At 56.8% G+C, this 17,707-nt stretch carries 23 protein-coding genes and 1 other annotated feature (1 of these 24 cut by a window edge); of the genes, 20 read left to right on the top strand and 3 right to left on the bottom strand.

Annotation, left to right across the window (positions count from 1 at the left end):
• Positions 1–70 (top strand) — a sequence feature (Phe leader region); it begins 57 nt to the left of the window's first position.
• Positions 71–102: 32 nt separating this feature from the next.
• Positions 103–1,260, top strand: a complete 1,158-nt coding sequence (pheA, locus tag D781_RS04015) for a bifunctional chorismate mutase/prephenate dehydratase (RefSeq protein WP_015671034.1) — start codon at positions 103–105, stop codon at positions 1,258–1,260.
• 52 nt (positions 1,261–1,312) lie between these two features.
• On the opposite strand, the gene tyrA is transcribed toward pheA, so the two are convergent.
• Both tyrA and D781_RS04005 read right to left on the bottom strand, forming a co-directional pair.
• Positions 1,313–2,434, bottom strand: a complete 1,122-nt coding sequence (gene tyrA, locus D781_RS04010) for a bifunctional chorismate mutase/prephenate dehydrogenase (RefSeq protein WP_015671033.1) — start codon at positions 2,432–2,434, stop codon at positions 1,313–1,315.
• Positions 2,435–2,440: 6 nt separating this feature from the next.
• Positions 2,441–3,514 (bottom strand): 3-deoxy-7-phosphoheptulonate synthase, encoded by a 1,074-nt coding sequence (locus D781_RS04005; protein ID WP_015671032.1) that lies wholly within the window; start codon positions 3,512–3,514, stop codon positions 2,441–2,443.
• Positions 3,515–4,056: 542 nt separating this feature from the next.
• Between D781_RS04005 and D781_RS04000 the strand changes: the two genes are divergently transcribed.
• Positions 4,057–5,400 (top strand): anaerobic C4-dicarboxylate transporter, encoded by a 1,344-nt coding sequence (locus D781_RS04000; protein WP_015671031.1) that lies wholly within the window; start codon positions 4,057–4,059, stop codon positions 5,398–5,400.
• 9 nt (positions 5,401–5,409) lie between these two features.
• On the opposite strand, the gene D781_RS03995 is transcribed toward D781_RS04000, so the two are convergent.
• Positions 5,410–6,306 (bottom strand): phage repressor protein CI, encoded by an 897-nt coding sequence (locus tag D781_RS03995; RefSeq protein ID WP_015671030.1) that lies wholly within the window; start codon positions 6,304–6,306, stop codon positions 5,410–5,412.
• A gap of 434 nt (positions 6,307–6,740) precedes the next feature.
• Here D781_RS03995 and D781_RS03990 point away from each other — a divergent pair, with 434 nt between their 5' ends.
• The 18 genes from D781_RS03990 (at position 6,741) to D781_RS03915 (ending at position 17,705) form a co-directional block, all read left to right on the top strand.
• The gene (locus D781_RS03990) at positions 6,741–6,938 is read left to right on the top strand and encodes a hypothetical protein (RefSeq protein ID WP_015671029.1); all 198 of its coding nucleotides are present in this window, start codon (positions 6,741–6,743) and stop codon (positions 6,936–6,938) included.
• Positions 6,939–7,145: 207 nt separating this feature from the next.
• The gene (locus D781_RS03985) at positions 7,146–7,349 is read left to right on the top strand and encodes a tail protein X (RefSeq protein WP_041411715.1); all 204 of its coding nucleotides are present in this window, start codon (positions 7,146–7,148) and stop codon (positions 7,347–7,349) included.
• A gap of 3 nt (positions 7,350–7,352) precedes the next feature.
• Positions 7,353–7,559, top strand: a complete 207-nt coding sequence (locus D781_RS03980; RefSeq protein ID WP_015671027.1) for an HP1 family phage holin — start codon at positions 7,353–7,355, stop codon at positions 7,557–7,559.
• Positions 7,556–8,068 carry a lysozyme gene (locus tag D781_RS03975; RefSeq protein ID WP_015671026.1) on the top strand — a complete coding sequence of 171 codons (513 nt, stop codon included), beginning with the start codon at positions 7,556–7,558 and terminating at the stop codon, positions 8,066–8,068. The genes D781_RS03980 and D781_RS03975 overlap by 4 nt, the downstream gene beginning before the upstream one ends.
• Positions 8,065–8,478, top strand: coding sequence for an Rz-like lysis system protein LysB (gene lysB, locus D781_RS03970; RefSeq protein ID WP_015671025.1), 414 nt, complete (start codon positions 8,065–8,067; stop codon positions 8,476–8,478). The genes D781_RS03975 and lysB overlap by 4 nt, the downstream gene beginning before the upstream one ends.
• Positions 8,381–8,614: an Rz1-like lysis system protein LysC gene (gene lysC, locus D781_RS24085; RefSeq protein WP_102024953.1), complete on the top strand. Its 234-nt coding sequence runs from the start codon at positions 8,381–8,383 to the stop codon at positions 8,612–8,614. The genes lysB and lysC overlap by 98 nt, the downstream gene beginning before the upstream one ends.
• Positions 8,586–9,053, top strand: coding sequence for a phage tail protein (locus D781_RS03965; RefSeq protein ID WP_233494116.1), 468 nt, complete (start codon positions 8,586–8,588; stop codon positions 9,051–9,053). Before lysC ends, D781_RS03965 begins: the two co-directional genes overlap by 29 nt.
• 89 nt (positions 9,054–9,142) lie before the next feature.
• Complete coding sequence (locus D781_RS03960; RefSeq protein WP_015671022.1) at positions 9,143–9,778, top strand: phage baseplate assembly protein V; 636 nt, start codon at positions 9,143–9,145, stop codon at positions 9,776–9,778.
• Positions 9,775–10,125: a GPW/gp25 family protein gene (locus D781_RS03955; RefSeq protein ID WP_015671021.1), complete on the top strand. Its 351-nt coding sequence runs from the start codon at positions 9,775–9,777 to the stop codon at positions 10,123–10,125. The genes D781_RS03960 and D781_RS03955 overlap by 4 nt, the downstream gene beginning before the upstream one ends.
• Before the next feature lie 4 nt (positions 10,126–10,129).
• Complete coding sequence (locus D781_RS03950) at positions 10,130–11,038, top strand: baseplate assembly protein (RefSeq protein WP_015671020.1); 909 nt, start codon at positions 10,130–10,132, stop codon at positions 11,036–11,038.
• Entirely contained in the window at positions 11,031–11,639 is a 609-nt protein-coding gene (locus D781_RS03945; RefSeq protein WP_015671019.1) for a phage tail protein I, read from the top strand. Before D781_RS03950 ends, D781_RS03945 begins: the two co-directional genes overlap by 8 nt.
• Positions 11,636–12,676 (top strand): phage tail protein, encoded by a 1,041-nt coding sequence (locus D781_RS03940; protein WP_015671018.1) that lies wholly within the window; start codon positions 11,636–11,638, stop codon positions 12,674–12,676. The genes D781_RS03945 and D781_RS03940 overlap by 4 nt, the downstream gene beginning before the upstream one ends.
• Entirely contained in the window at positions 12,676–13,275 is a 600-nt protein-coding gene (locus D781_RS03935; protein WP_015671017.1) for a tail fiber assembly protein, read from the top strand. Before D781_RS03940 ends, D781_RS03935 begins: the two co-directional genes overlap by 1 nt.
• Before the next feature lie 175 nt (positions 13,276–13,450).
• On the top strand, positions 13,451–14,620 hold the full coding sequence (locus D781_RS03930; RefSeq protein WP_015671016.1) for a phage tail sheath protein: 1,170 nt from the start codon (positions 13,451–13,453) through the stop codon (positions 14,618–14,620).
• 13 nt (positions 14,621–14,633) lie between these two features.
• Entirely contained in the window at positions 14,634–15,143 is a 510-nt protein-coding gene (locus tag D781_RS03925; protein ID WP_015671015.1) for a phage major tail tube protein, read from the top strand.
• A 69-nt stretch (positions 15,144–15,212) separates the two neighbouring features.
• Entirely contained in the window at positions 15,213–15,500 is a 288-nt protein-coding gene (locus D781_RS03920; protein ID WP_015671014.1) for a phage tail assembly protein, read from the top strand.
• A 20-nt stretch (positions 15,501–15,520) separates the two neighbouring features.
• Positions 15,521–15,655 (top strand): GpE family phage tail protein, encoded by a 135-nt coding sequence (locus D781_RS22495; protein ID WP_071823869.1) that lies wholly within the window; start codon positions 15,521–15,523, stop codon positions 15,653–15,655.
• Positions 15,648–17,705 carry a phage tail tape measure protein gene (locus D781_RS03915; protein WP_015671013.1) on the top strand — a complete coding sequence of 686 codons (2,058 nt, stop codon included), beginning with the start codon at positions 15,648–15,650 and terminating at the stop codon, positions 17,703–17,705. The genes D781_RS22495 and D781_RS03915 overlap by 8 nt, the downstream gene beginning before the upstream one ends.
• The last annotated feature ends 2 nt before the right edge of the window (positions 17,706–17,707 follow it).

Genomic DNA, 17,707 nt, shown 5'->3' with positions numbered 1-17,707 from the left:
CGTTTCGTCGTGTGATAAAGAATGCGAAGACGAACAGCAAAGCCTCCTGGAAACAGGGGGCTTTTTTTATGACTATTAGAAAAACATAAGGCAAACCTGATTATGACCGATAACCCGTTACTGGTGCTGCGCGAACGCATCAGCGCCCTGGATCTGAAACTGCTGGCGCTGCTGGCAGAGCGCCGTGAGCTGGCGCTGGAAGTAGGGAAAAGCAAGCTGCACTCCCACCGGCCGATTCGTGATAAAGAACGCGAGCGCGACCTGCTGGATGCGCTGATTGCCGCCGCCAAGCCTTATGACCTCGACGGTTTTTACGTCACCCGCCTGTTCCAGCTGATTATCGAAGACTCGGTGCTGACTCAACAGGCGCTGCTGCAACATCAGCTGAACCAAACCAGCCAGCACTCCGCGCGCATCGCGTTCCTTGGCCCCAAAGGCTCCTATTCGCATCTGGCGGCGCGCCAGTACGCCGCCCGCCATTTCGACCAGTTAATCGAGCATGGCTGCCAGAAATTCCAGGACATCTTCACCCAGGTTGAAACCGGCCAGGCGGACTACGCGGTGCTGCCGATTGAAAATACCAGCTCCGGCTCCATCAACGACGTCTACGATCTGCTGCAGCACACCAGTTTGTCAATCGTCGGCGAGCTGACCAATCCGATAGACCACTGCGTGCTGACCGCCGGTAACAGTACGCTGGATCAGATTGAAACCGTCTACAGCCACCCGCAGCCGTTCCAGCAATGCAGCCAGTTCATCAACCGCTTCCCGCATTGGAAAATCGAATACTGCGAAAGCAGCGCCGCGGCGATGGAAAAAGTCGCCAAGCTCAATTCGCCAACGGCCGCAGCCCTCGGCAGCGAAGCCGGCGGCGCGCTGTATGGCCTGCAGGTCCTGGAGCACAACCTGGCCAACCAGCAGCAAAACATCACCCGCTTTATTGTGCTGGCGCGCAAGGCTATCGATGTCTCCGAGCAGGTGCCGGCGAAAACGACGCTGATTATGGCGACCGGCCAGCAATCCGGGGCATTGGTGGAAGCGCTGCTGGTGCTGCGCGAGAACGGCATTATCATGACCAAGCTGGAGTCGCGCCCGATCAACGGTAACCCGTGGGAAGAGATGTTTTATCTGGACGTGCAGGCCAATATCCGTTCGGAGGCGATGCAAAAAGCGCTGCAGGATCTGACGCCAATCACCCGCTCGCTGAAGGTGCTCGGCTGTTATCCCAGCGAAAACGTGGTGCCGGTCAACCCGTCCTGACCCACATAAAAAAGGTCTGGCACATGCCAGACCTTTTTTTCACCGAAACGCTTTAACGGCGGCTGTCGTTCGCCTGGCGCAGCAACGAGCGGCTCTCGACCAGGAAACGCTGGGCATAATCGCCAAACCAGTGCTCGACCTTACGGAAGCTGTCGATAAACGCCTGCTTATCCCCCTGCTCCAGCAGCTGAATCGCCTCGCCAAAGCGGGCATAGTAGCGCTTAATCAGCTGCAGGTTATCGCCCGAAGACATAATAATATCGGCGTACAGTTGCGGATCCTGCGCAAACAGCCGCCCCACCATCGCCAGTTCCAGGCGGTAAATCGGCGATGACAGCGCCAGCAGCTGCTCAAGCTGGACGTTCTCTTCCGCCAGATGTAATCCGTAAGCAAAGGTGGCGAAGTGGCGCAACGCCTGAATAAACGCCATATTCTGGTCGTGCTCCACCGCGCTGATGCGGTGCAGCCTGGCGCCCCACACCTGCAGCTGTTCCAGCAGCCATTGGTAGGCCTCCGGCTGGCGACCGTCGCAGTACACCACCACCTGCTTGGCCACGCTGCCGACGTCCGGGCCGAACATCGGGTGCAGGCCCAGAACCGGCCCGCTATGCGCCGAAAGCATCGCCTGCAGCGGCGGGTTCTTCACCGAGGCCAGGTCAACCAAGATGCAATCGTCCGGCAGTTTGGGCAGGCGGCCAATCACCTGCTCCGTCACGTGGATCGGCACGCTGACGATCACCATGCCGGCATCGCTGAGCAGGCTTTCCGCCTGCGGCCAGTCCTGCTGATCCAGCACTTTGACCTGATAGCCGGACAGCGTCAGCAGGCGGTTGAACAGACGCCCCATCTGCCCGTTGCCGCCGATAATTACGATGGGCCGCAGCTGCGGACACAGCGTTTTAAACCCTTTGTCATTTTCGCTGGTGTACGATTCGCGCATCACCCGGCGCAGGATATCCTCAATCAGATCCGGCGGCACGCCGAGCGTTTCCGCCTCCTGCCGGCGCGACGCCAGCATGGCCGCCTCCCGCTCGGGGACATACACCGGCAGGCCGTAGCGGCTTTTTACTTCTCCGACTTCCGCCACCAGATGCAGGCGCTTTGCCAGCAGATCCAGCAGCGCCTTATCCACCTCATCAATTTGATCGCGTAATGCGGTCAGTTCAGCCACCATAACTTGCTACTCTCCAGTGCGGGTCATCAGCGCGGCACCCAGTTGCTGGTGCATGTCTCGCAGCAGCGTTTCCGTGCTTTCCCAGTCGATGCAGGCATCGGTCACGGACACGCCGTAGCGCATATCCGCGCGCGGCTGTTCGGAAGACTGATTGCCTTCATGCAGGTGGCTCTCCAGCATAATGCCGGTAATCGAGCGGTTGCCCGCTTTAATCTGTTCAACCACGGAGGCGGCAACCGCAGGCTGACGACGGTAATCTTTGTTTGAGTTGCCATGGCTGCAATCTATCATCAGGGACGGGCGGAGTCCCGCATCGCGCATCTGTTTTTCACAGTCGGCGACATCCTCTGGGCCGTAGTTCGGCGTTTTGCCGCCGCGCAGAATCACATGGCCGTCCGGGTTGCCCTGCGTCTGCAGCAGACACACCTGCCCGGCCTGATTGATGCCGACAAAGCGGTGCGGCATCGCCGCGGCGCGCATGGCGTTAATGGCCGTACTCAGGCTGCCGTCGGTGCCGTTCTTGAAGCCGACCGGCATCGACAGACCAGAGGCCATTTCGCGGTGGGTCTGAGATTCGGTGGTGCGTGCGCCAATCGCCGACCAGCTGAACAGATCGCCCAGGTATTGCGGGCTGTTCGGGTCCAGCGCTTCGGTCGCCAACGGCAGCCCCATGTCCACCAAATCCAGCAGCAAACGACGGGCAATATGCAAACCCGCCTCAACGTCAAACGAACCGTTCATATGCGGATCGTTGATCAGGCCCTTCCAGCCGACGGTGGTTCTCGGCTTTTCAAAATAGACGCGCATAACGATATACAGCCGATCGCTCAAGTCGGCCGCCAGTGCTTGCAAACGACGGGCGTAGTCCAGCGCCGCATCCGGATCATGGATAGAACACGGCCCGCAGACCACCAGCAGACGGGGATCGCGCCCCTGCAGAATATCGGCGATAGTTTTGCGCGCCGTAGCGATCCTGGCTTCATCCGCCACGCTGAGCGGGAACTGATTCTTCAGCTCTTCCGGCGTAATCAAAACCTGTTCTGCACTGATGTGCACGTTGTTGAGCGCGTCTTTTTGCATGGTGTTTATCCTGTCGTTTGCCGTTATGCATAAATGAAGTAAAACATTGAGCGTTTCGAGGACTACCTTACCATGCATTGTAAAGTTTTCAATCCATTTACTGTAAATTAAAAATTACCACGGCAACACGCAAGGGAGTTAAAACAAAAAATCATGTAAAAACAATTGGTAAAATAAACACCTTGCTATAGAAAGCATAGAGGAAAAACAAATAAAAAATACAGACAGTAAAAATAAGTTTACACCATAGGCCGGATAAGTGAGTTACCAGCAACGACATAAATCATAGAATACAGCGAGTTATTATTACGCACAAAGAGCAAGCGAGAAATTTAACCGATTGATTTTAAATATTTATATAAGGCAGACATAAGTAATTACCGCCCACCGCTCGCATAAACATTGAGCTATCTCAAGATTTCATCCCCTTAATTCGTTAATGATACGAGGAAAACGGTTTGTACCTCTTTCCGGTGACCCTCATAAGATCGCCGGTGCCGGCAGGCAACCGCATTTTTATTTAATGCTGCTCAGGGATTTGCATGATAACTCTGGAATTCATCATCATCATTGTCTGCCTATTGGTCGGCACGCGCTATGGCGGTATGGGGCTGGGATTAATCAGCGGCATCGGTATCTTCGTGCTGTGCTTTGTTTTTGGCTTACAGCCGGGTAAGCCGCCCATTGAGGTGATGCTGACCATTCTGGCGGTCATTGGCTGCGCCTCGGTACTGCAAACCGCCGGGGGACTGAACGTACTGATGCAATACGCCGAACGTCTGCTGCGTCGACACCCTCAGCACATTACGCTGCTTGCGCCGCTGACTACCTGGACGCTGACGTTTTTGTGTGGCACCGGCCACGTGGTGTACACCATGTTCCCGATCATCGGTGATATCGCGCTGAAAAAAGGCATCCGCCCGGAACGCCCGATGGCCGTTGCCTCGGTCGCCTCACAAATGGCGATTACCGCCTCACCGGTTTCCGTGGCCGTTGTCTCTCTGGTATCGATTATCGCCGCCGGGCACGGAATAGGTCGTGCATACTCTCTGGTGGAGATTCTGGCGATTTCCATCCCCTCCTCGCTGGTCGGCGTGCTGATTGCGGCGCTCTGGAGCCTGCGGCGCGGCAAAGACCTGGAGCAGGATGCCGACTTTCAGGCACGCATCCGCGATCCTGAACAGCGCGCCTATATTTACGGCGCCAGTGAGACCTTACTGGATCAGCGCTTTGCCAAATCTGCCTATGCGTCAACCCTGATCTTTTTCGCCGCGATCGCCGTCGTCGTATTACTCGGCGCCTTCTCCGAGTTGCGTCCGTCCTTCGCCGTCAACGGAGTGTTGAAGCCTCTCTCGATGAACCTGGTGATCCAAATGATGATGCTGATTGCCGGCGCCGCCATACTGATTGGCTGTAAGGTCAAACCGGGCGAGATCGCCAACGGCGCGGTATTTAAAGCGGGTATGGTCGCCATTTTCTCGGTATTCGGCGTCGCCTGGATGAGCGACACCTTTTTCCAGGCGCATATGGGGGAGTTAAAACTGCTGCTTGAGGACGTGGTCAAAAGCCAGCCCTGGACTTACGCCATCGTGCTGTTTCTGGTCTCGAAACTGGTGAACAGCCAGGCGGCCGCGCTGACCGCCATTGCGCCGATGGCGTTACAACTGGGCGTCGAACCGAAAATACTGCTGGCGTTTTTCCCGGCGGCCTACGGCTACTTTGTACTGCCCACCTACCCCAGCGATCTGGCCTGCATCGGTTTCGACCGCTCAGGTACGACGCGCATCGGGAAATTTATCATCAACCACAGTTTTATCGTGCCAGGGCTGATCGGCGTGTCATCCGCCTGCGTTACCGGCTATCTGCTGGTTACGACATTTCTGTAGGCCAACCTTTTACGCCTGCGGCGTCAGCGTCAACCACACCATACCCAGTGCCTTAACCGCATCGGTGCAGCACTGGAAATCGGCACTGTTGCCGCTGACCTGCAGCTGATTGCCCGGCAAGCGGGCAATATCGTACACGTCCAGGTTACCGTCGATATCAAGCAGCCAGCGTCCGTTGGCGATATTCGTCACCGACAAATCCACCAGCCATGCGAGGCGGCCGCCGTCCACATACGCCGGCCGTTCAGCCGTGGACGGAATCAACGTTCGGTCGGCCAACCACTCACCGCCATCTTTTAACTGACCGGCGATCAGCCGATACAGCGGCAATGCACGTACACCTTCCGCTTGTGTCGACTGCGCCGTCGCATCGCGCATTTCCCCTTCTCCGGTCGCTAACCACTGCAGAGAAACGCCGGTATCCAACGCACAGGTCACCACAATATCCCCCGGGAAATAGTTGCGGCGCACCCAGGTGCTCATAGTGCCAGACGAAATTCCCAGTAAATCGCCCAGCTCTTTCTGTAGGCTGAAACCATAAGCGTCCAAAATGCGACGCAGCACGCCTTTACCGCCGGATGCCAGTACGCGCTCGTACAGTGCTTTACCGTGAACCGCCGCCTGTTGCTTGGCCTTCGGTTTCACCGCGGTGGACTCGCCGGTCATTAACCAGGCCAAATCAGCGCCGGTGGTCAATGAGCAATTGATAATGACATAGCCTGGTACGCTGCCGCGCTGCTGCCAACTGCTCACATTATTTGGCGCAATGCCCAAAATCTCACTCAACTCTTTCTGCGTCGTAATGCCGTAAGCAGACAGAATTCTTTCTATCACGGCCCCGACGGCGGCCCGCTCATTCACAGTATCTTCAGCCATATTTTCCCCGGTCACAATTAAAGCTTGCATAAGCAAGTCACACTTTACGACTTAGCCTGGATAAAATGCATGATCAACACCAGGTTAGCCTATTATTTAACCTATGGTTAAATAATGCGGTATGGACGCCGAAAATACAAATACCGTCACAGGCCACAAAAATCGGCCTATGATAATTAGTTGCCTATTTTGTCTGCACCGGAATGATAATTAAAGAAAAATATCAAGCTCGATTTTGCGAGAAATAACGGCATAAAATGCATGGCGGCCACTCTCCGCCTTGCCTCACATGGCTCAGAGCAGCAGTGCCCACTCACCGAGTGCTTTATCCCTCCTTATCATTTCAGATTAATCCGTATTTGCCGTCTTCAGCGTCAACAATTGGCGCGCAGAAGCATTGACCCATTTAGCATTTTGCTTAATACTGTATAGATACACAGTATATTTAAGCGAGGGCAAACACGGTGGAAATTATGGATAAACAACAACTAACACTGTCACGCATCCAGTTCATCGCCGATGTATCACAGGCTGCACAGTGCACCCCGTCCGAGTTCCTGGTCGCCATGTCACTGATTTCCGATCTGGCCGCGCAGGAACTCCCCGAGAACGATTATCAAACCGTCTACTATCCGGCAGACCAGCAGCAACGCTCCCGCTAGCCCCCGCACCCTACATTTTGCTGCCAATTTTTACCCGCCGACCGGCGGGTATTTTTTTATCCGCACCACGGTAATTATCCCGATCCGTTGTGTCACTACGCCCACAACCCTATTGCATTGTGGCGACAAGACTCTGCCGGGAAACTACGGATAACCGGGCGCACTCCCTGCGTCCCTGACCAACAACCGCATCGCAGGATGGTAATGATGAAAATTTATGCACAACAAGGCGACACCATTGACGCGATGTGCTGGCGCTATTACGGCAGCACAGAAAACGTGGTGGAACAGGTTTATCGCGCTAATCGCGGGCTGGCGGCATACGGAGCACGCCTGCCGCACGGCTATCCGGTAGAAATGCCTGAACTTAACGCCGCCGCCAGGCGGGAAACGGTGAAATTGTGGGACTAAACGATGGAAAAACTCACCTCAACGCTCTCCTACCTCTCCGCTGCCGCACTGGCATGGTTTGGCCGTTACTCAACGGCGGATATCACCACCATGCTCGGCGCAGCGGTCGGCGTAGGCACCTTCGCGGTGAACTGGTACTACCGCCATAAAAGCTACCAGTTACAAAAGTCGCTTAATAAAGAAAATTCTCAAACGGTGGAAAAACGATGAGCCCAACTCTTAAACGCTGCAGCGCCGTCGCCATTTTAGCGCTGGCCGCCACACTGCCGCAGTTCGGCCAGGTACGCACCTCCGAACAGGGATTACGCCTGATTGCCGACTTTGAAGGCTGCCAGCTGTCGCCCTATCAATGCAGCGCCAACGTCTGGACCAACGGCATCGGCCATACTGCGGGCGTAAAACCCAATACGGTGATCACCGAACGTCAGGCGGCGGCCAACCTGTTGGACGACGTACGCAACGTGGAAAAAGGCATCGCGCGCTGTATGAACGTGGACATGCCGCAACCGGTTTACGACGCGGTCAGCGCCTTTGCCTTTAACGTCGGCGTCGGCGCCGCCTGCGGCTCCACGCTGGCGGGCTTTATCAAACAGCGCCGCTGGCAACAAGCCTGCGATCAGCTGCCGCGCTGGGTGTATGTCAACGGTGCCAAAAGTAAAGGGCTGGAGCGCCGTCGCCAGGCCGAGCGTGCTCTGTGTCTACAAGGGGTGTCGTCATGAACCGCTGGCTGCTCAGCCTCGGCGCGCTGCTGTTAGCCCTGCTCGCCGCGTCGCAATGGCAGAACCAGCATCTACAGCAGACGCTGGAACAGCAGCAGCAGCGTCTTGGCGCCACGCAGGCCACGTTAACGGCACGCGACGCCCAAATCAGCCAACTGGAACAACAGCTCCAACAGCGTGAGCGCGCTGAACTGGCGCTGCGTCAGGCGCTGAGCGGCGCTCAGGGTTTAACGCTGCAACGTGAACAACGGTTACAGGGGTTACTCAATGAAAACAAGAAACTACGCGACTGGTATCGCACTGGGCTGCCTGATGATGTTATCCGGCTGCACCAGCGTCCTACCTTCGCCAAACCCGGAGATTACCTACGCTGGCTGTCCGAAAGTCAACAGTTGCCCCATTCCCGGTAATCACCTCGCCACTAACGGCGATCTCAGCGCCGATATCCGTCAGCTCGAACACGCGCTCATACAGTGCGCATTACAGATAGAAGCGATTAAACAGTGTCAGGAGAAACATGATGTTAAAACCCAACCAGCTGCGTGACGCCTTGTTCAAGGCGCTACCGGACCTGCAGGCCCAGCCGGAAAAACTGACGATGCAACTGGCGGACGGCCGGATCGTCGCTACGCCGGGCCCATCGTTGTCATTTGAATACCGATACTCGCTTAAGTTGACGCTGGCCGAACATGCGGCCGACTGCGATCTGGTGATGGTTACCGTATTGGCGTGGCTGCGTAACCACCAGCCGGATCTGCTGGCTAACGTGGAAAAACGCAACAACGGCTTTGCGTTCAGCCTCGACGTTACAGAGAACGGCCAGCTCGACATTCAGCTGCAGCTTACCGAACGGATTTTGGTCGAGCAGCGTGAAGATGCATTGCATATCACGCCGCTGCCGGAACCGCCGGAGCCGCAAAACGTGCTGCGTTTTACCGACGTCTATCTGCATGGGGAGCTAATCAGCCACTTGCAACAGCCTTAACCCCGGACAGGGCGACGGGTTTTGTTGTGCTGTCAGCAGTCAAACCCCGCCGCGTTGCTGCCCTTTTCTCTTACCGGCATGGTAACCCTATGAACACATATAACCCCGATATTCAGCGCCTGGTGCGCAACCTGATCCGTATCGGCACCGTCAGCGAGATCGATCTCGAACGCGGACGCTGTCGCGTGACCACCGGTGGCAATCACACCGACTGGCTGAACTGGCTGACCAGCCGCGCCGGCAGCGCCCGCAGCTGGTGGGCGCCCAGCCTCGGCGAGCAGGTGCTGGTGCTGTCGCTGGGCGGCGAACTGGACACCGCTTTCGTGCTGCCCGGCATTTTCTCCCATGACTTCCCGCCACCGTCGCATTCGGCCGAAGCGCTGCATATCGCCTTTGGCGACGGTGCAGTCATTGAGTACGAGCCGGCGCAAGGCGCCTTGACCGCCCGCGGTATTAAAAGCGCCACGCTGGAGGCAGCGGAAGCGGTAACGGTCAGCGCCGCCAATATCGTCTGCCGCGCCAGCAGCAAAATTACCCTGGATGCCCCGGAAGTGGAGTGCAGCCAACATCTGGTCACCGGTTCGCTCGCCGTCCGTCAGGGCGGTGATGTCACCGGTAATGTCACCCACTCCGGCGGCAGCCTCACATCTAACGGCGTCGTGCTGCATACCCACACGCACGGCGGCGTACAAAACGGCGGAGGCCAAACGGATAAACCCTTATGAACAGTGAAAAATATATTGGCATGAACCGTAACTCCGGCCGTGCCATTAACGATATCGAACACATTCGCCAGTCGGTGAGCGATATTCTGATTACCCCGATTGGCTCACGCGTCATGCGTCGTCAATACGGTTCTCTGCTTTCCGAGCTGCTGGATCAACCGCAAAACGATGCGCTGCGGCTACAAATCATGGCCGCCTGTTACAGCGCGCTGCTGCAGTGGGAGCCAAGGATTCGTCTGACCGATATCGCGATTAACACCACCTTTGACGGAAAAATGGTGGTCGACCTGACCGGCAGTCGTACCGACACCCCGGATAACTTTTCCCTTTCAGTTTCAGTGAGCTAATACCATGCCTACGATTGATTTGAGCTTATTGCCCGCCCCGACGGTGGTGGAACCGTTAAATTACGAAAGTTTACTGGCCGAACGTAAGGCCAGGCTACTCGCCCTGTCTCCTGAAGATCAGCGCGATGCTATTGCCCGCACCCTGGCGCTGGAATCGGAGCCGCTGGTTAAGCTGCTGCAGGAAAACGCCTATCGCGAACTGATTTTGCGTCAACGCGTGAATGAAGCAGCGCAGGCGGTGATGCTCGGCTACGCCACCGGCAGCGATCTGGATCAGATCGGCGCCAATTTCCAGGTTGAGCGCCTGATAGTGCAAAAACCCGATAACAGCGTCGTGCCGCCGGTGCCAGCGATTATGGAGTCCGACAGCGACTTCCGCGTGCGTATTCAGCAGGCATTCGAAGGGCTGAGCGTTGCAGGTTCCAGCGGCGCCTATGAATACCACGGACGCTCGGCGGACGGGCGCATCGCCGATGTTTCCGCCACCAGCCCCAGCCCAGCCACCGTTGTCATCACCGTGCTGTCCCGCGAGGGTGACGGCACCGCCAGCGATGAACTGCTGGCGATCGTCGAACGCGCGCTGAACGACGAAAACGTGCGGCCGGTCGCCGATCGCGTAACGGTGCAGTCCGCCGCGATTGTCAATTACGCCGTTGATGCGACGCTGTACCTTTACCCCGGCCCGGAAGCCGAGCCGATTCGCCAGGCGGCCGAAGCCAAACTCAAACAGTACATCAGCGCCCAGCACCGTCTGGGGCGCGATATCCGCCTGTCAGCCATTTACGCCGCGCTGCATGCCGAAGGGGTACAGCGCGTCGAGCTGGCCAGTCCGAAAAACGACATTGTGCTGGACAAAACCCAGGCCTCTTACTGCAACAGCTATGCGCTGAAAGTCGGAGGATCGGATGAGTAGCCGCCTGTTGCCGGTCGGCTCCTCGCCGTTGGAAGTTGCCGCAGCGCAGGCCTGCGCCGAGCTGGCCGAAACGCCGGCACCACTGCGCGAACTGTGGAATCCGGCGACCTGCCCGCTCAATCTGCTGCCCTATCTGGCATGGGCATTCTCCGTCGATCACTGGGATGAAAGCTGGAACGAAGAGACCAAACGCAGCGTCGTCTCCTCCGCGTTTTTCGTTCACCGCCATAAGGGCACCATCGGCGCCATTCGCCGCGTCGTGGAGCCGCTCGGTTACCTGATTCGCGTCGCGGAGTGGTGGCAATCCGATGAACCGGCGGGAACGTTTCGTCTTGACGTCGGCGTGCAGAATCAGGGGATTACGGACGAGATGTACCAGGAACTGGTGCGGCTGATCGACGATGCCAAACCGGTCAGCCGTCATCTGATCGGGCTGGCAATCAATTTATCCGTACACGGCCGAGCCAACGTTTTTGCCGGCTGTTACAGCGGCGATGAGTTCACCGTTTATCCCTACCTGCCTGAGCTCCTCAGCGTTAGCGGCTACAGCCACATAGGCGGAGCTATCCATATTATCGACAACCTAAGAGTAAACGTATGAATACCAAATTTATTGCCATATTAACCAATCAAGGTGCGGCCAAGCTGGCCAATGCCACCGCACTGGGCACTCAATTGGAAATAACCCAGATGGCGGTCGGTGACGGCGGTGGCACGCTGCCCACCCCAAACCCTGAACAAACGGCGCTGGTGGCGGAAAAGCGCCGGGCCTTACTAAATTCCCTCAGCGTTGATGCCAATAACAGCGCGCAAATCATCGCCGAACAGATAATCCCCGAAAATGAAGGCGGCTGGTGGATCCGTGAAATTGGCCTGTTCGATAAAGAGGATACGTTGGTGGCCATCGCCAACTGCCCGGAAACCTACAAACCCCAGTTGCAAGAGGGCAGCGGCCGTACGCAGACCATCCGTATGGCGCTGATTGTCTCCAGCAGCGATGCCGTGACGTTAAAGATCGACCCTGCCGTCGTTCTAGCGACGCGTGCCTATGTGGATGATGAAATTCAAAAACATGCCAAGACCCGCAACCATCCCGACGCCAGCCTTGCGGATAAGGGGTTTGTGCAACTGAGTAACGCAACGGACAGTACCGATGACACCTTGGCGGCAACGCCAAAAGCGCTCAAAACAGTGAACGACGACGTTGCAAAACGCCTGCTGAGAACGGATATGCCCGTCGGTATTCCACTGCCATGGCCAACCGACACGCCGCCTGCAGGCTGGCTTAAATGCAATGGCGCAACATTTAATAAAACGAAATATCCGCTGCTGGCTCAGGCTTATCCTACATTGCAACTGCCTGACTTACGTGGGGAATTTATTCGTGGTTGGGATGATGGGAAAGGCGTTGATAGTGGGCGCAACTTACTCTCGTCACAAGCGGCGACGAGTATAGCAGTAGCACTTGGGGCGTTTAATCAGTACCACGGTATTGACACAGATAGTGCTGAGATAGGTGTATATAACCCTTCTTATGCTGTTTATAAAGCCCAGACAACACAGACATCAACGGGTACAGCATACCGAGCCGTACGCCCGCGAAATATCGCATTTAACTATATCGTGAGGGCCGCATAATGGCTAAAGCAAAACTTACTAAAAAATTGATCGCGACCACCGCCGGGGATATTACCGTCTTTAACTACTCTGGTGATACGCGCGAATATCTCTCTTCATCCGTGGAATATCTTGCTGCTGGCGTTGGCCTGCCGGCAAACTCATGTATCGACGCGCCGGGAGACAAAAAAGACGGCTATGCCATCTGCAGAACGGCCGACCTCTTGGCCTGGGAATATCTGCCGGACCACCGCGGCGAAACGATCTACGGCACCCTCACCCGGGAGCCGCAGCTCATGACCACGATCGGTGATTACCCGCCCGACACCACGCCGGTTGCCCCCCGTTCGCCCTATGACAAGTGGAAAGGGAAGAAATGGGTTACGGACAGCGCAGCGGAGCGCGACGGCGATATCACCGCGGCAGAACAGCAGCGACAAACGCTGCTGGCACACGCCGACGCCATCATCACCGACTGGCGGGTTGAGTTGATGCTCGGTGACATCAGCGCCGGCAATAAAACAAAACTGTCAAAGTGGATGGCCTATAAAAAAGCGGTAAAAGCCGTCGATGTTTCGACTGCGCCGGATATCAGCTGGCCGGCACAGCCCAAACTGTAGGCCCGTTACCCGTTGACGTAACGTCACGACTCCATCACCAACAACGCCCCTCCCGGGGCGTTTTTTTACCTTATTTTTCCTGATGTTGTGTCAGATTTGATACATACCCAATGACGTGCACGCCCGCCTTGAGAAGCGCATCCTACTCCTACCAACCAACAAACGGAGTAATACTATGGGTGACTATCACCACGGCGTACGTGTCCTTGAAATCAACGAAGGCACTCGCGTAATTTCCACCGTCTCAACGGCGGTCATCGGCATGGTTTGTACCGCAGAAGATGCCGATGCCAGCGTTTTTCCACTTAACCAACCGGTGCTGATCACCGACGTACTGGCCGCCAGCGGCAAAGCCGGTAAAAAAGGGACGCTGTCCGCTGCGCTGCTGGCCATTGCCGAGCAAGCCAAACCGGTCACCGTGGTCGTACGCGTCGCCGAAGGTCAGGACGAAGCGGAAACCACCTCCAACATTATCGGCGGCGCCGATGAGAACGGTAAATACACCGGCATGAAAGCCCTGCTGGCGGCACAGGCCGAACTGGGCGTGAAACCGCGTATTCTCGGCGTGCCCGGCTTCGATAATCTGCAGGTCGCTACGGCGCTGGCAGCCATTTGTCAGCAGCTGCGCGCCTTCGGCTATATCAGCGCCTACGGCTGTAAAACCGTTACGGAAGCCATTGCCTACCGTAAAAACTTCAGCCAGCGCGAGCTGATGCTGATTTGGCCTGACTTCGTCAGTTGGAACACCACCACCAACAGCAGCGATATTGCCTATGCCACCGCCCGTGCGCTCGGCCTGCGCGCCAAGATTGACCAGGAGACCGGCTGGCATAAGTCACTGTCCAACGTCGGCGTCAACGGCGTCAGCGGTATTTCCGCCAGCGTCTTCTGGGATCTGCAAACGACAGGCACCGATGCCGACCTGCTGAATGAAGCCTGCGTCACCACGCTGATCCGCAAAGACGGCTTCAAATTCTGGGGTTCACGCACCTGCGCCGACGATCCGCTGTTCCAGTTTGAAAACTATACCCGCACCGCACAGGTGCTGGCAGACACCATGGCCGAAGCACACCTGTGGGCAGTGGATCGTCCCCTGACGCCAACGCTGATCCGCGACATGATCGACGGCATTAAAGCCAAATTCCGCGAGCTGAAATCCGCCGGCCTGATCATCGACGGCGACTGCTGGTACGACGAAAGCGCTAACGACCAGGAAACCCTGAAAGCCGGCAAGCTGTTCATCGATTACGACTACACCCCGGTGCCGCCGCTGGAAGACCTCACCCTGCGTCAACGCATTACCGATCGCTACCTGGCGAACTTCGCCGCGTCCGTAAACAGCTAAGGAGAACAACAAGATGGCATTACCAAAGAAATTGAAATACCTGAACCTGTTTAACGACGGCTTCAACTATATGGGCGTGGTTTCCTCGCTGACCCTGCCAAAACTGACCCGCAAGCTGGAGAAATACCGCGGCGGCGGCATGAACGGCGCGGCATCGGTCGACTTTGGCCTGGACGATGATGCGCTGGTGGTCGAGTGGACCATGGGCGGCATCGATGAACTGGTACTGAAGCAATGGGGCCAGGTCGACGCGGTACCGCTGCGTTTCACCGGTTCTTTCCAACGCGATGACAGCGGCGACGTTTCCGCGTTGGAAGTGGTGATGCGCGGCCGCCACAAAGAGATCGACAGCGGTGACTTCAAGCAAGGCGAAGATACGGAAACCAAGGTTTCGACCGACTGTACCTACTTCAAGCTGAGCATCGACGGCAAAGAGCTGATTGAGATCGATACCGTCAACATGATCGAAAAAGTGGACGGCGTCGACCTGCTGGCCGCACACCGCAAGGCCATCGGCCTGTAATCGTTATACCGACGGCCAGCCGGGCGCTGGCCGCTTTACCCCATAGCCAACACAGTTAAGGAAAAAACAATGGAAATGAACACCTCTCAGGATACCAGCGTCGTACTCGATACCCCAATCAAACGCGGCGACAGCGAAATTAGCGAAGTCATGGTCACCAAGCCCAACGCCGGCAGTCTGCGCGGCATCGGCCTGGCGGCGCTGGCAAATGCCGACGTGGACGCGCTGATCACCATTTTGCCGCGCGTCACCTACCCGAACCTGACCAAAGAAGAGTGCGCCCGTCTGGAACTGCCGGATCTGATCGCGCTGGCTGGCATGGTGATCGGTTTTTTAGCGCCGAAGTCGGCGGAGTAAACATCGACCCGGTGCTGACCGTGGACGATCTGATGGCGGATATTGCGGTGATTTTTCACTGGCCGCCATCGGAGATGAACGGTATGGGGCTGGGGGAGTTGATCGACTGGCGTCGCCGAGCCCTTCAACGTAGTGGAGTAGAAACCGATGAGTAACCAACAGGCTGCCGACGATATTATTCTCAACGGCATTACGCTAAAAGCAGCCAACCGCGATGTCATTCTGTCGACCAAGCGGGTTCACTATGCGCAAAAACAGCTCGCACAGCTGAAAAAGTTGGCGGCGCTGAAGCGCCAGGCTGACGAGGTTCAACAACAGTTAAATCACAACCGGGCGGCGCGCGCATCGCAGCCCGCCACCATATCCTCTATGGAGGATATCAAAACTGGTCAGCAATTAATCTTCGATGCCGTCTTCCAACAGGCGCGGAGCAAAATGCTGGCCTTCCAGCAGGGCCGGCTGAGCAAAAAACTCGGAAAAAAAGGTGTCAACACCGCGCAACTGGATGAGGCCACGCAACAGCAAAGTAAGCGCCTGAATTGGGAGCAAATGTTGCTCGGGGCGAACAAATCCATACAAAACGACCAACGTCAGCGCAGTCGTGCACAAGTATTTGTTAACCAGGACCGCCGTCAGGGGCGTATTGATGCGCTGGGCAAATTTACCGAACCCGCAGCCGCAGTCAGCAATACGCTGTTCAGCGGCGGCAAGCAGCTATTTACGCCTGGCGTGCAGTTTGAGCAGCAGCTTTCTGCTCTGCAGGCACAGCTGGGATTGGCACAAAACGATCCGCACTTGCTGGCGCTGCAACAGCAGGCCAGCCAACGACAAAACGGCGCCGATACGCCAGCCGATATACAGCAGGCACAGGCGGCGCTGGCAAACAGCGGCTATGACGCCAACGCAGTGCTGGCCGCCGCGCCGGCCGCATTACGTTTAGCCAAGGCAAGCGGCAGCAGCATTGACGAGGCGGTAAAAGCGCTCACCGGCGTACAGCAGGCCTTCAAACTGCCGGTCGATCAGGCCAATAACATCGCCGACGTTATGGCCAAAGCCAGCAACAGCTATGCGCTCCCTCTGACGGACCTGAACAAACAGCTGGTCTCGGCAGCGCCCGACGCGCTCAGCCGGGGAACAGGCCTGGAACAAACGGCGGCGCAATTGGCTCCGGCCGGTAAACAGTTAGGCAATGTTGCCGGCGCCGCTCAGGCGATAGTGACGGTACGGGGCGACAACCTGGACGGCGATATACAAAAACTGTTCGCCAGCTGGGATCGCATCCGCATTGATCTGTTCGGCGGACAGAACAGCGCGTTGCGGGAGCTAACGCAAACGGCGACCAAGTGGCTGGATACGCTGCAGCAATGGGTAACCAATAACCCGGAACTGACCGCAACGCTGATCACCGTTGCCGGCGCTATAGCCGTACTGCTTGGCGGCCTTGCCGGCATCGGCACATTTATTGTTCCGGCCCTCAGCGCCATCAATATGCTGATGAGCGGCGCCGCACTGCTCGGCGGTATTTTCAGCGGTGTCGGCAGCGCCATCGCCGCCGCATTTGCCGCGCTTGGCCTCCCCATTTTTGCGGTCATCGCCGCCGTCATCGCGGGCGCGGCGGTCATTTATAAATATTGGGAGCCAATTTCCGCATTTATTGGCGGCATTATCGACGGTGTTCTTGAAGCACTCGCGCCGTTTAAAAGCCTATTCGAGCCGATCGGTGAAGTGTTCAGCTTCATCATAGGAGAAATCAAGGAGTTCCTTACTCCGGTCAAAATGACGCAAGAAGGCTTAAACAAGATTTCAGACGTTGGGAGATCCATGGGGAAAGCCTTGGCTGAAGCCTTAACCGACCCGCTATCGCTCGTGAAAAGCGTCAGCGGTTACGTCGTCGGGTTGCTGGAGAAAGTGGGTTTGCTGAAGAAGGAGGCAAAACAGGAAAACAGCCTGCCACCGCCTGCCGCTCCCGTATTGGAACACGATACCCCCATTAACGCAGTGCGTTCTCCGCTAACGACCTATCAACCGGCCATAACGCCCGGCGTCGCTGCCACGGCCGGCAACAGAACGGTGACCAATAACGTGACGATTCATACCACGCCGGGCATGGACCGCGAAGAAATTCATAATATCTATTACCAACTCAATCAGGAGCAGCAGTGGGAAAGCGACCGTTTATCACAATCCCAATTTGCCCATATTTAAGG

Origin of the sequence: Serratia sp. FGI94 (assembly GCF_000330865.1) — a bacterium.
In the GTDB taxonomy this organism is placed as follows: Bacteria; Pseudomonadota; Gammaproteobacteria; order Enterobacterales; family Enterobacteriaceae; genus Serratia_B; species Serratia_B rubidaea.
This window is presented reverse-complemented; position numbering and strand designations above follow the sequence as displayed.